The 12,001-nt window shown below is 58.5% G+C and carries 13 protein-coding genes; all 13 read left to right on the top strand.

Going from position 1 to position 12,001, the window contains the following annotated elements; translation table 11 throughout:
- The first annotated feature begins 7 nt into the window (after positions 1-7).
- The 13 genes from flhF to AC56DI_RS01010 all read left to right on the top strand — a co-directional run bounded on the left by flhF (position 8) and on the right by AC56DI_RS01010 (position 11,948).
- Complete coding sequence (gene flhF, locus AC56DI_RS01070) at positions 8-1,315, top strand: flagellar biosynthesis GTPase FlhF (RefSeq protein WP_496344548.1); 1,308 nt, start codon at positions 8-10, stop codon at positions 1,313-1,315.
- Between the two features lie 94 nt (positions 1,316-1,409).
- A complete protein-coding gene (gene fleN, locus AC56DI_RS01065; protein WP_496344547.1) occupies positions 1,410-2,246 on the top strand; it encodes a flagellar synthesis regulator FleN in 837 nt (278 codons plus the stop codon).
- Positions 2,243-2,989, top strand: a complete 747-nt coding sequence (gene fliA / locus AC56DI_RS01060) for an RNA polymerase sigma factor FliA (protein ID WP_496344546.1) — start codon at positions 2,243-2,245, stop codon at positions 2,987-2,989. Before fleN ends, fliA begins: the two co-directional genes overlap by 4 nt.
- Before the next feature lie 84 nt (positions 2,990-3,073).
- Positions 3,074-3,448, top strand: coding sequence for a chemotaxis response regulator CheY (locus AC56DI_RS01055; RefSeq protein ID WP_305651994.1), 375 nt, complete (start codon positions 3,074-3,076; stop codon positions 3,446-3,448).
- Positions 3,449-3,467: 19 nt separating this feature from the next.
- On the top strand, positions 3,468-4,256 hold the full coding sequence (locus AC56DI_RS01050; RefSeq protein WP_496344545.1) for a protein phosphatase CheZ: 789 nt from the start codon (positions 3,468-3,470) through the stop codon (positions 4,254-4,256).
- Positions 4,257-4,267: 11 nt separating this feature from the next.
- Entirely contained in the window at positions 4,268-6,496 is a 2,229-nt protein-coding gene (locus tag AC56DI_RS01045) for a chemotaxis protein CheA (RefSeq protein WP_496344544.1), read from the top strand.
- Between the two features lie 48 nt (positions 6,497-6,544).
- A complete protein-coding gene (locus tag AC56DI_RS01040; protein ID WP_496344543.1) occupies positions 6,545-7,633 on the top strand; it encodes a protein-glutamate methylesterase/protein-glutamine glutaminase in 1,089 nt (362 codons plus the stop codon).
- Positions 7,633-8,373 carry a flagellar motor protein gene (locus AC56DI_RS01035; protein WP_496344542.1) on the top strand — a complete coding sequence of 247 codons (741 nt, stop codon included), beginning with the start codon at positions 7,633-7,635 and terminating at the stop codon, positions 8,371-8,373. Before AC56DI_RS01040 ends, AC56DI_RS01035 begins: the two co-directional genes overlap by 1 nt.
- Positions 8,374-8,375: 2 nt before the next feature.
- On the top strand, positions 8,376-9,248 hold the full coding sequence (gene motD / locus AC56DI_RS01030) for a flagellar motor protein MotD (RefSeq protein ID WP_496344541.1): 873 nt from the start codon (positions 8,376-8,378) through the stop codon (positions 9,246-9,248).
- A gap of 51 nt (positions 9,249-9,299) precedes the next feature.
- Positions 9,300-10,088, top strand: coding sequence for a ParA family protein (locus AC56DI_RS01025; protein WP_496344540.1), 789 nt, complete (start codon positions 9,300-9,302; stop codon positions 10,086-10,088).
- Between the two features lie 87 nt (positions 10,089-10,175).
- Entirely contained in the window at positions 10,176-10,964 is a 789-nt protein-coding gene (locus tag AC56DI_RS01020; RefSeq protein WP_496344539.1) for a CheW domain-containing protein, read from the top strand.
- Positions 10,965-11,060: 96 nt separating this feature from the next.
- A complete protein-coding gene (locus AC56DI_RS01015; RefSeq protein WP_093985709.1) occupies positions 11,061-11,540 on the top strand; it encodes a chemotaxis protein CheW in 480 nt (159 codons plus the stop codon).
- Positions 11,541-11,543: 3 nt separating this feature from the next.
- Positions 11,544-11,948, top strand: a complete 405-nt coding sequence (locus AC56DI_RS01010; RefSeq protein ID WP_496344538.1) for a DUF2802 domain-containing protein — start codon at positions 11,544-11,546, stop codon at positions 11,946-11,948.
- The last annotated feature ends 53 nt before the right edge of the window (positions 11,949-12,001 follow it).

Here is a 12,001-nt window from a genome sequence, read left to right as displayed (position 1 = left end):
CTAGGCCATGCAAGTCAAACGCTTTTTCGCCGCCGATATGCGTCAAGCCATGAAACTGGTGCGTGATGAGCTGGGCGCTGACGCCTCGATCATCGCCAATCGCCGGGTTGCTGGCGGTGTGGAGCTGACGGCCGCCCTGGACTATCAGGTACCTGCTGCGCCGGCGCGTCAGGCCAACCCGGCTCTGGAAGCTGAGTTGCGCAAGACCCAATCGCGGATCGCCAGTGCCCATGCCGAACTGACCACGCGGGTGGAGGCGGACAACGGCCAGAACGGCCAGTTGTTCGGCCCGGCTGCAGCGGCAGCTGCCAAACCGCTGGCGCCTCGTCCGGCCTTGCCACGCAGTGCCGCTGCAGCCTCTGCCGGCACCGAGCAAAGCGCCCTGGATGCCATGCGTTTTGAATTGCATGGCCTGCGTGAATTGATCGAAGTGCAGCTGGGCTCGATCGCCTGGGGTCAGCTGCAAACCCGCAAACCGCAGCAAGCCAATCTGTGGCGGCGGCTACAGCGCATGGGCTTGTCGGCCGATTTGTCGCGGGCATTGCTGGAGCGGGTTGCCAAGGTGACCGAGCCGCGCCAGGCCTGGCGCATGCTGCTGGCTCATCTGGCCCACGCCATTCGTACGCCGCAGGTTGAACCGCTGGAAGAGGGCGGAGTGATTGCCTTGGTAGGGCCTGCGGGCATGGGTAAAACCACCACCTTGGCTAAGCTGGCCGCGCGCTATGTGCTCAAGTACGGCGCGCAAAATATCGCCTTGGTGAGCATGGACAGCTATCGCATTGGCGCCCAGGAGCAGCTCAAAACCCTGGGGCGCATTCTCAATGTCTCGGTGACCCAGGTTGATCCTGGCCAATCCTTGACTCAGGCTCTGGCGCCGCTGGTGCGTAAGCGTGTGGTGTTGATCGATACCGCCGGGCTGCCGGGTAGCGCACCTGAGCTGCGCATGCAGCTGGAGGCCCTGGCGAGCCGTGGCGTCAAGGCAAAGAATTATCTGGTTTTAGCTGCCACCAGCCAGAGCCAAGTGCTCAAGGCGGCGTACCATAGTTACAAGCGTTGTGGATTGTCCGGCTGTATCTTGACCAAACTGGATGAAGCCACCAGCCTCGGTGAGGTTTTAGGGCTGGCTATCAGCCAGCACCTACCGGTAGCCTATCTGGCTGATGGGCCTAAGATTCCTGATGATTTGCAGGTGCCGCGCAGCCATCAACTGGTCAGTCGCGCCGTGAGTCTGCAGGCGCCCGAAGAGCCCAGTGAAGATGCCATGGCCGATATGTTTGCGGATTTATATCAGCACCCCTCCCAGCGCGTCGGCTAGCCTGTGAGAAGGTGTGTACCTTGCATCGCCTGACGTTCCTGAGTTAACTCAGGCAGGCGATCCCAGTTGAAGCAAGACAAGGTGTGTAGAGAACATGGGTAGTATGCATCCCGTTCAGGTGATTGCGGTGACCGGCGGCAAGGGCGGCGTCGGCAAGACCAATGTGTCGGTGAACCTGTCCCTGGCCCTGGCCGACCTTGGTCGGCGGGTCATGTTGATGGACGCCGACCTGGGGTTGGCTAACGTCGACGTGCTGCTGGGGCTGACCGCCAAACGTACGCTGGAAGACGTGATCAGTGGTGAGTGCGAACTGCGTGACGTGCTGCTGCAAGGGCCGGGCGGCATCCGCATTGTGCCTGCCGCATCCGGTACCCAGAGCATGGTGCAGCTGACGCCGATGCAGCACGCCGGTTTGATTCAGGCGTTCAGCGAGATCAGCGACAACCTTGATGTGTTGATCATCGATACCGCCGCCGGCATTGGCGATGGCGTGGTGAGTTTTGTGCGCGCCGCCCAGGAAGTCCTGCTGGTGGTGTGCGATGAGCCCACCTCGATCACCGACGCCTACGCGCTGATCAAACTGCTCAATCGCGATCACGGCATGAGTCGTTTCCGGGTGCTGGCCAACATGGCCCACAGTCCGCAAGAAGGACGCAATCTGTTTGCTAAGCTGACTAAGGTCACTGATCGTTTCCTCGACGTGGCCTTGCAGTACGTAGGGGCCATTCCCTACGACGAATCGGTACGCAAGGCCGTGCAGAAGCAACGTGCGGTGTATGAAGCGTTCCCGCGCTCGAAATGCGCGCTGGCATTCAAGGCAATCGCCCAGAAAGTTGATGCCTGGCCTTTACCGGCCAACCCGCGTGGACATCTGGAGTTTTTCGTTGAGCGCCTGGTGCAGCAGCAGTCGAGTGCGGACATCGGCGTATGACAGCAGCCACTGGACTTCGTATGTACAGCAAAGCGCAGGCGCAGGACTCCCGGCACCAGTTGATCGAGCGCTATGCGCCTCTGGTCAAACGCATTGCTTATCACCTGTTGGCGCGGTTACCCGCTAACGTGCAGGTGGACGATTTGATCCAGGCGGGCATGATTGGCTTGCTCGAAGCTTCCACCAAATACGATGCCACCAAGGGCGCCAGTTTTGAAACTTACGCAGGTATTCGCATCCGCGGTGCCATGCTTGATGACGTGCGTAAAGGCGATTGGGCACCGCGTTCGGTGCATCGAAACAGTCGCATGGTTAGCGATGCAATTCGAAAAGTTGAGGCTAGAACGGGTCGAGACGCTAAAGATCAAGAGGTTGCGGCCGAACTCCAATTGAGTCTCGAGGATTACTACGGCATTCTGAGCGACACTTTGGGCAGCCGTTTGTTCAGCTTCGATGACCTGTTACAGGAAAACGAGCCGGGCGGTAGTCATGAAGAAAGGGGCACTACCCAGCTTGAGCCCTCTGGTGATCTGGAAGAGGAACGCTTCCAGGCGGCGTTGGCTGATGCCATCGCCAACTTGCCAGAGCGCGAGCGCTTGATCCTGGCCCTGTATTACGATGAAGAGCTGAATCTGAAGGAAATTGGCGAAGTGCTGGGGGTCAGTGAATCTCGCGTCAGCCAGTTACACAGCCAGTGCGCCGCACGTTTGCGGGCCCGGCTAGGCGAATGGCGTGAGCACTAAGCACAACGCTGGTTTCACGATTGCACGGCATGTCCAGGCGCTGGGCATGTTTAGGACTGTACGGAGGTCGATTTGGACAAGAATATGAAAATCCTCATCGTCGATGACTTCTCGACGATGCGCCGGATCATCAAGAACCTCTTGCGTGACTTGGGTTTTACCAATACCGCCGAGGCCGATGACGGCGTTACAGCACTGCCGATGTTGCAGAGTGGCAGTTTCGACTTTCTGGTCACTGACTGGAACATGCCGGGCATGACGGGTATCGACCTGTTGCGTGCGGTGCGTGCCGACGAGCGCCTGAAGCAGTTGCCGGTGTTGATGGTGACCGCAGAAGCCAAGCGCGACCAGATTATTGAAGCGGCGCAGGCGGGGGTGAATGGCTATGTAGTCAAGCCGTTCACTGCTCAAGTGCTGAAAGAGAAGATCGACAAGATCTTTGAGCGGGTTAACGGCTGATGTCTGCCGCGAGGGCGCTATGGAGCACGAAAAACCGCAGATGGGCGATCTAGAAACGAGCCTTAAAACTCACGCCCGAGATTTGCTGGACAGCCTCGAACGAGGCAATTTCGGCGACGCTGTACAAGTCATTCACGATTTAAACAAAGCACGCGATCAAGGCCTGTATTTCGAGGTCGGTAAGCTAACTCGTGAGCTGCACAACTCCATCGTCAACTTTCAAATCGATTTGCACGGCTCCCATGCGGAGGAGGTGTCGCAGATCAGTGATGCCACCGAACGTCTCAACTACGTTGTGCGCATGACCGAGAAAGCAGCTAACCGCACTATGGATCTGGTGGAGGAGAGCGCGCCGCTGGTCAATGATTTGAGCAGCGAGTCGCGATCATTGGGGGTTGATTGGGCGCGCTTTATGCGTCGCGAGGTCGGTGCCGATGAGTTTCGCGAACTGGCTAAACGTATCGAGTTGTTCCTTGAGCGTAGCGAGCGCGACAGCAGCAAATTGTCCGGCAACCTCAACGACATTTTGCTGGCGCAAGATTTTCAGGATCTAACTGGGCAGGTGATCAAACGGGTCACTAGTCTGGTAACAGAGGTCGAGCGCAACCTGGTCAAACTGGTGTGCATGGCCTCGCAGATCGATCGCTATACCGGCATTCAGCACGATCACGACGCATTGCGTGCCGAACAAGAACAACAAAAAGAGCCAACCCGGGGTGAAGGTCCGCAGATTCATGCCGATAAGCGTGATGACGTCGTATCCGGTCAGGTCGATGTCGATGATCTGCTGTCCAGCCTTGGATTTTAGGGAGCACGCGAATGAGCTTCGGCGCCGATGAAGAGATTCTCCAGGACTTCCTGGTAGAGGCCGGCGAGATTCTTGAGCAATTGTCCGAGCAGTTGGTTGAGCTGGAAAGCCGCCCGGACGATATGAATTTGCTCAATGCGATTTTCCGTGGGTTTCACACCGTCAAAGGCGGCGCCGGATTCCTTCAGCTCAATGAGCTGGTGGAGTGCTGCCATATCGCCGAAAACGTGTTCGACATTTTGCGTAAAGGCTCGCGTCGGGTTGATTCCGAGCTCATGGATGTGGTGCTTGAGGCCCTGGATGCGGTCAATGGCATGTTTACCGAAGTGCGTGAGCGCGTCGAACTGACTCCCGCCACTCCGCAACTGTTGGCCGCCTTGGCGCGCCTCGCTGAGCCTGCCTCAGCAGTGGAGGTGGTTGCTGAAGCAGCTCCTGAACCACAGGCTGAAGTCGTGCCTGAGCCTGAAGTCGAAGGTGATATCACCGACAGCGAATTCGATCAGTTGCTCGATGCCTTGGCTGAGCCCGCTGCGGTTGCTGAGGTCGCTCCGGTGGCGACGTCGGGCGATGAAATTACGGATGATGAATTCGAAGCCCTGCTGGATCAGCTGCATGGCAAGGGGCAGTTTGTTGCCCCGGCAGAAGAGTCGGCGCCCGCTGCACTAGCCCCGGCGCCAGCCGCTGCTCCGGCATCCGGTGATGAAATCACCGATGATGAATTTGAAGCGCTGCTTGATCAATTGCACGGCAAGGGGCAGTTTGCCGCTGGCAATGATGAGCCTGCGGCAGTCGCCGCGCCCAGCGTTGCGCCAAGCTCCAATGAAAACATTACCGACGATGAGTTTGAGGCGTTGCTGGATCAGTTGCACGGTAAGGGCAAGTTCGTTGAACCTGCTGCACCTGCACCTGCACCTGCACCTGCACCTGCACCTGTCGCTGCCGTGCCCGCTCCAGCGGCATCAGCGCCGAGCAAACCCGTTGCCAAGCCGACCCCAGCGCCAGTCGCTGCCAAGGCTGAACCCGCCAAGTCTGCGGCACCAGCCGCGGCTGCCGATAAACCAGCGGCCAGTGAGGCTGAAACCACTGTACGTGTGGATACCGCGCGGCTCGACGAAATCATGAACATGGTCGGTGAGCTGGTGCTGGTGCGTAACCGTTTGGTGCGCTTGGGCTCCAATAGCGGCGACGAGGCCATGGCCAAGGCTGTATCCAACCTGGATGTGGTGACCGCGGATCTGCAAACAGCGGTAATGAAAACCCGCATGCAGCCAATCAAGAAAGTATTCGGTCGTTTTCCGCGATTGGTACGTGACTTGGCGCGTAGCCTGAAAAAAGAAATCAACTTGGAGCTGGTCGGTGAAGAAACCGATCTCGACAAGAACTTGGTTGAGGCCCTGGCCGACCCGTTGGTGCACTTGGTGCGCAACTCGGTTGACCATGGCATCGAGTCGCCAGAGCAGCGCGAAGCCAACGGCAAGAGCCGTAGCGGCAAGATCGTACTGGCGGCCCAGCAGGAAGGCGATCACATTTTGTTGTCGATCTCTGACGACGGCAACGGTATGGACCCCGATGTGTTGCGGGCCAAGGCTGTTGAGAAAGGTGTGCTGGACCGAGATGCTGCAGACCGTTTAAGCGAGACCGAATGCTACAACCTGATATTCGCGCCGGGCTTCTCAACTAAAGCCGAGATTTCCGACGTGTCCGGTCGTGGTGTGGGCATGGACGTGGTGAAAACCAAGATTTCCCAGCTCAACGGCATCATCAACATCTATTCAGCCAAGGGCCAGGGCACCAAGATTGTCATTAAGGTGCCGTTGACCCTGGCGATTATGCCGACCTTGATGGTGATGCTCGGGGATCAGGCATTTGCCTTCCCGCTGGTCAACGTCAATGAAATTTTCCACTTGGATCTCTCGCGTACCAATGTGGTCGATGGCCAGGAAGTGGTTATCGTGCGGGACAAGGCCTTGCCGCTGTTTTACCTTAAGCGCTGGCTGATTCATTCGGCAGCGCATGAAGAACAGCGCGAGGGACATGTGGTGATTCTCTCCGTGGGTACCCAGCGCATCGGCTTTGTCGTCGATCAACTGGTTGGCCAGGAAGAAGTGGTAATTAAACCCTTGGGGAAAATGCTGCAGGGCACTCCTGGCATGTCCGGCGCCACTATTACAGGGGATGGGCGTATCGCTCTGATCCTTGATGTGCCGAGCATGCTCAAGCGTTACGCGCGTCGCGTCTGATTTTCTGGTGCGTTGGTCAGTTGACCGCGCACCTGCTTAGGAGTGTGTATGGCTGTTAAGGTCCTGGTGGTGGACGATTCCGGTTTCTTCCGCCGCCGTGTTTCGGAAATTCTTTCCGCTGACCCGAATATTCAAGTAGTGGGCACTGCCACCAATGGCCGTGAAGCCATCGATCAGGCGCTGGCGCTGAAGCCAGATGTGATCACCATGGACTATGAAATGCCCATGATGGATGGCATCACAGCTGTGCGAAACATCATGCAGCGCTGCCCAACACCGGTATTGATGTTCTCCTCGCTGACCCATGAGGGCGCTCGGGTGACACTCGATGCGCTGGACGCCGGTGCAGTTGATTTCTTGCCGAAGAACTTTGAAGACATCTCGCGTAACCCGGAAAAGGTTAAGCAGATGCTTTGCGAGAAGGTTCACACCATCGCGCGCAGTAATCGACGTGCTGCACCGGTTGTCGCACCTGTGCAGGCGAGCGCGCCTCTGCAGGCAGCCAGCACCTTGGCTCGTCCGTCAAGCCCTGCACCCAGCAGTCCTGCAGTCGCGGCGGCAGCGGTCAAGCGCAAGTCCTATCGGTTGGTAGCGATTGGCACCTCCACCGGTGGTCCGGTCGCCCTGCAGCGTGTTCTGACCCAGTTACCAGCCAACTTTCCAGCGCCAATCGTGTTGATTCAGCACATGCCAGCGGCGTTCACCAAGGCATTTGCCGAACGTCTCGACAAGCTGTGCCGCATCTCCGTCAAAGAGGCTGAGGACGGTGACATGCTGCGTCCGGGCTTGGCGCTGCTGGCCCCAGGCGGAAAGCAGATGATGGTCGATCCGCGCGGCATGGTGAAAATCTTGCCGGGTGATGAGCGTCTGAACTACAAGCCGTGTGTGGATATCACGTTTGGTTCAGCAGCCAAATCCTTTGCCGACAAGGTCCTGGCCGTGGTTCTTACCGGCATGGGGGCGGATGGTCGAGAAGGCGCACGGTTGCTCAAACAGTGCGGTAGTCAGGTGTGGGCTCAGGATGAAGCCAGTTGTGTGATCTATGGGATGCCGATGGCGATTGTCAAAGCCAGTTTGGCGGACGCTGTTTACAGCCTGGATGACATCGGTAAGCATCTGGCGGAGGCCTGCCTCTGATGGATTTGCTCAGCCTTATCGGGGTGATTCTTGCGTTTGTCGCCATTCTCGGCGGCAACTACCTCGAAGGCGGCCACGCGGGTGCCCTGCTTAACGGCCCTGCGGCGTTGATCGTGATTGGCGGCACCTTGGGTGCAGCGTTTTTGCAGGCCCCGCTGAATGTGCTCAAGCGCTCGGGGGTGGTGATTCGCTGGATTATCATGCCGCCTGCTATTGATCTCGCCGGCGGTATTGCTCGTGTGGTTGGCTGGAGCATGACCGCGCGCAAAGAGGGATTGTTGGGCCTTGAGCCGCTGGCCGATATCGAGCCCGATAACTACGCGCGCAAAGGCTTGCAGCTACTGGTGGATGGCGCTGAGCCCGAAGCCATTCGCAGTATTCTCGAAGTGGATCTGTACACCCAGGAGGGCCGCGATATCCAGGCGGCCAAGGTGTTTGAGAGCATGGGTGGTTATGCGCCCACCATCGGCATTATTGGCGCCGTGATGGGGCTGATTCACGTCATGGGCAATCTGGCCGACCCCAGCAAGCTGGGCAGTGGCATCGCGGTGGCATTTGTGGCCACTATTTACGGCGTGGGCTTTGCCAACCTCTTGTTGCTGCCAATCGCCAACAAGATCAAGGCCATTGCCATGCGCCAGTCGCGCTACCGGGAGATGTTGCTGGAAGGCATTCTGTCGATCGCCGAAGGCGAGAACCCGCGCTCCATCGAATTGAAGCTGCAAGGCTTTATGGACTGATCATGGCCCGCAGGCGCCATCAAGAAGAGCATGAAAACCATGAGCGTTGGCTAGTTTCCTATGCCGACTTCATTACGCTGTTGTTCGCTTTTTTTGTGGTCATGTACTCGATTTCCTCAATCAACGAGGGCAAGTACAAGGTCCTCTCGGACAGCCTGACAGGGGTGTTCAATCAGCCCGATCGGGCAATCAAACCCATCCCTATTGGTGAAGAACGCCCGCGCACCACCACGCCAGATGTGTCGGAAGTTGAGGAACCCAGTGCCACTGTGCCTCCCTCCGATCCGCTGCAGGACATCGCCCAAGGGATGCGTGATGCTTTCGGCGACATGATCATGAGTGATCAGATGACGGTGCGGGGCAATGAGCTGTGGGTCGAGATTGAGCTCAACTCCAGTTTGCTGTTCCCTAGTGGCGACGCCATTCCGACCGACCGGGCCTTTACCATTATCGAGAAAATCGCCAAGATTCTGGCACCCTATGAGAACCCGGTGCATATCGAAGGCTTTACTGACAATTTGCCCATCAATACCCCACAGTTCCCCAGCAATTGGGAACTGTCGACGGCGCGGGCGGCCAGTATTGTGCGCATGCTGGCCATGGATGGGGTTAATCCAGGTCGCTTGGCAGCCGTGGGCTACGGCGAGTTCCAGCCCCTGGCGGATAACGCCACTGCCGAAGGGCGCACCCGCAACCGGCGGGTGGTGTTGGTGGTCTCTCGCAACTTGGACGTGCGCCGCAGTATCAGTGGCGTGGGCAGTGCCAATGCACAGCCCGATGGCGCTTTGCGGCGAGCTGGCATGCAACCTGCACCGCAGCCAGAAGCAGTGGCTCCGCCGTCGGATGCCGTCAATTCCCAGTCGCCAGCCCCATGAGGCTGGCGCCATATCTCGGTGTGGCTTGAGCCTGCCGGGAGGATAGAAACCATGAGAGTCTGGGCAGTCGCCAATCAAAAAGGTGGAGTCGGTAAGACCACCACATCCATCGCCCTGGCCGGTTTGCTGGCCGATGCCGGCAAGCGGGTGGTGGTGGTCGATCTCGATCCCCATGGGTCAATGACCAGCTATTTCGGTCAGGACCCGGATTCCCTGGAGCACAGTGCCTACGATCTGTTCCTGCATCAGGGCACGGTGCCCCAGGGGTTGCCACAGCGCTTGTTGCTGCCTACCAGTCATGAACGCATCAAACTGCTGCCAGCAAGTACTGCGCTGGCCACGCTGGAGCGCCAGTCGCCGGGGCAGAGTGGCCTGGGTCTGGTGATCGCCAAGAGCCTGGCGCAGCTGTGGGGCGAGTTTGATCATGCAGTGATCGACAGTCCGCCCTTGTTGGGGATTCTGATGGTCAATGCCCTGGCCGCCAGCCAACAGTTGGTGATTCCGGTACAAACGGAGTTTCTTGCAGTTAAAGGCCTGGAACGCATGGTCAGCACCCTGGCAATGATCAACCGCTCGCGCAAGCAGGCGCTGCCTTACCTGATTGTGCCGACGCTGTTCGATCGCCGCACCCAGGCCTCCATGAGCACCTTGCGCGCTCTGCGCAATAGCTATCCCGAGCAGCTTTGGCCGGCTTATATTCCGGTCGATACGCGTCTACGTGATGCCAGTCGAGCTGGCCTGACGCCGTCACAGTTTGATTCGAACTGTCGAGCGGTGCTGGCCTATCGCGCACTGCTCAAACACCTGCTTTCCTTACAGCCCACGGCACAGGTAGCTTGATATGCTGGCCTATGCTCAACAGCAGCGCTCAAGTCGCAGCCTAGGTTGGCCGATAGCCTGTAAAGGCTGTCTTCACGGAAACGTACTATGAGTCGAACGGTCACTACTGCCACACGCCCACAACTGGCTTTGCAGTCCTATCTGGATGCGTTGTTGCAGGAGGCTGCCGCCGAGTTGGCCGACAGTGTCAGCCTGGATGAGTTTCAAAGCGCCGTGCTGGAAGAGCAGGTGCGCGATGCCCGTTTGCTGGCGCCGCGAGAAGTTGAAATCCAGGTTGAGGTGCGGCCGGTTGTGGAGCCGTTGGTGGTCGCTCCGGTTCTGGCGCCCGAGGTTTCGCTTCCCGAGTCTGTGGCTGCCGTCGCCGTCGAGCCGCCACCGGCGGTACTCGCATTCGATGGCCAGCCGAGTTGGGCTGAAGAGCCTTTCGAGTGTTTGCTATTTGATGTGGCGGGGCTGACCCTGGCGGTGCCCTTGGTTTGCCTGGGTACGATCTACCCGTTGCATGATCAGGAATTGACCCCGCTATTTGGTCAGCCAGACTGGTTTCTGGGCATATTGCCTTCGCAATCCGGCAACCTGAAGGTGCTGGATACCGCACGCTGGGTTATGCCGGACCGTTATCGCGATGATTTTCGTCAGGGTCTGCAATATGTGATTTCGGTGCAGGGCTACGAGTGGGGCCTGGCAGTCCATCAGGTCAGTCGCTCGATTCGCCTGGACCCCACTGAGGTCAAGTGGCGCACTCAGCGGACTCAGCGGCCATGGCTGGCGGGTACGGTGATTGAGCATATGTGTGCTTTGCTGGACGTGGCCGCGTTGGCCGAACTTATTGCCAGTGGTGCGGCCAAGCGTATGGCCAGCGGCCAGCTGCATTAGTAGATTGGGGCGCCTCGCCGTGCGAGGCTCTATAGTAATGACAGCGGGGAGCACCCGCGTACGCCGCCGAAGGCGGTTCTTGATGAGGCTGGGAACATGAAGAAAAGCTCCGCACAAGGTTCTGAAGATCCCATTCTGCAGTGGGTGACCTTTCGCCTGGACAACGAAACCTACGGCATCAACGTGATGCAGGTGCAGGAAGTCCTGCGCTACACCGAGATTGCTCCCGTGCCAGGTGCTCCCAGTTATGTGCTGGGCATCATCAACCTGCGCGGCAACGTGGTTACCGTGATCGACACTCGCCAGCGCTTTGGCTTGGACTCGGCGCCGGTCACCGATAACACCCGGATCGTGATCATCGAAGCCGACAAGCAAGTAGTCGGTATATTGGTCGACAGCGTGGCGGAAGTGGTTTATCTGCGTCAGTCTGAAGTGGAAACCGCGCCTAACGTTGGCAACGACGAGTCGGCCAAGTTCATCCAAGGTGTATGCAACAAGAACGGCGAACTGCTGATTCTGGTCGAGTTGGACAAGATGATGTCCGAAGAAGAATGGTCCGAACTCGAGAGTATCTGATTGATGCTCGAGGTGGCGGTCATCGTGTTGGCGGTGTTTTCGGTTCTGCTGGCGGCTGCGTGCGGCTGGCTGATCCTGAGTCAGCGCCATTTAGCGGCGCTGCAGGTCGAGCGCGATGCCGTCCGCGACCAGCGCCTCAAGGAGCTGAGCAAACGCCTGGATACCTACCTGACCGGTAGTGTGCGCATGGGTGAAGAGCTGTACGAGTTGCGGCGTGTTGTCGCGCCGTTGCCGGACAAAGTGACGCAAATCGAACAGCGCGATCCCAGTAGTTTGTCTTTTACCCAGGCCGCGCGCCTGGCGGGCATGGGGGCCAGCGTCGATGACCTGACCCAGTCTTGCGGCTTGAGCAAGGCGGAAGCCGAACTGGTGAGCAAGCTGCACCAGGCCCAACATCCAAACTCTTGATTCTTGTCGTCTAGCCCGCAGGTTTGCCGGTAAACCCATGCCGTTGTGTTTGC

It is taken from the genome of Pseudomonas sp. BGA-UO-ETr-WB11, from assembly GCF_059567785.1.
The sequence above is the reverse complement of the archived record's forward strand: the minus strand, read 5'-3'. Positions and strand labels throughout refer to the sequence as shown.

Bases quoted from the DNA above. Each gene is read 5' to 3' on its own strand.
- AC56DI_RS01025 (WP_496344540.1), top strand. From the start codon at position 9,300: ATGAGAGTCTGGGCAGTCGCCAATCAAAAAGGTGGAGTCGGTAAGACC.
- flhF (WP_496344548.1), top strand. From the start codon at position 8: ATGCAAGTCAAACGCTTTTTCGCCGCCGATATGCGTCAAGCCATGAAA.
- AC56DI_RS01050 (WP_496344545.1), top strand. From the start codon at position 3,468: ATGGAGCACGAAAAACCGCAGATGGGCGATCTAGAAACGAGCCTTAAA.
- AC56DI_RS01045 (WP_496344544.1), top strand. From the start codon at position 4,268: ATGAGCTTCGGCGCCGATGAAGAGATTCTCCAGGACTTCCTGGTAGAG.
- AC56DI_RS01040 (WP_496344543.1), top strand. From the start codon at position 6,545: ATGGCTGTTAAGGTCCTGGTGGTGGACGATTCCGGTTTCTTCCGCCGC.
- fliA (WP_496344546.1), top strand. From the start codon at position 2,243: ATGACAGCAGCCACTGGACTTCGTATGTACAGCAAAGCGCAGGCGCAG.
- motD (WP_496344541.1), top strand. From the start codon at position 8,376: ATGGCCCGCAGGCGCCATCAAGAAGAGCATGAAAACCATGAGCGTTGG.
- AC56DI_RS01035 (WP_496344542.1), top strand. From the start codon at position 7,633: ATGGATTTGCTCAGCCTTATCGGGGTGATTCTTGCGTTTGTCGCCATT.
- AC56DI_RS01015 (WP_093985709.1), top strand. From the start codon at position 11,061: ATGAAGAAAAGCTCCGCACAAGGTTCTGAAGATCCCATTCTGCAGTGG.
- AC56DI_RS01055 (WP_305651994.1), top strand. From the start codon at position 3,074: ATGAAAATCCTCATCGTCGATGACTTCTCGACGATGCGCCGGATCATC.
- AC56DI_RS01020 (WP_496344539.1), top strand. From the start codon at position 10,176: ATGAGTCGAACGGTCACTACTGCCACACGCCCACAACTGGCTTTGCAG.
- AC56DI_RS01010 (WP_496344538.1), top strand. From the start codon at position 11,544: ATGCTCGAGGTGGCGGTCATCGTGTTGGCGGTGTTTTCGGTTCTGCTG.
- fleN (WP_496344547.1), top strand. From the start codon at position 1,410: ATGGGTAGTATGCATCCCGTTCAGGTGATTGCGGTGACCGGCGGCAAG.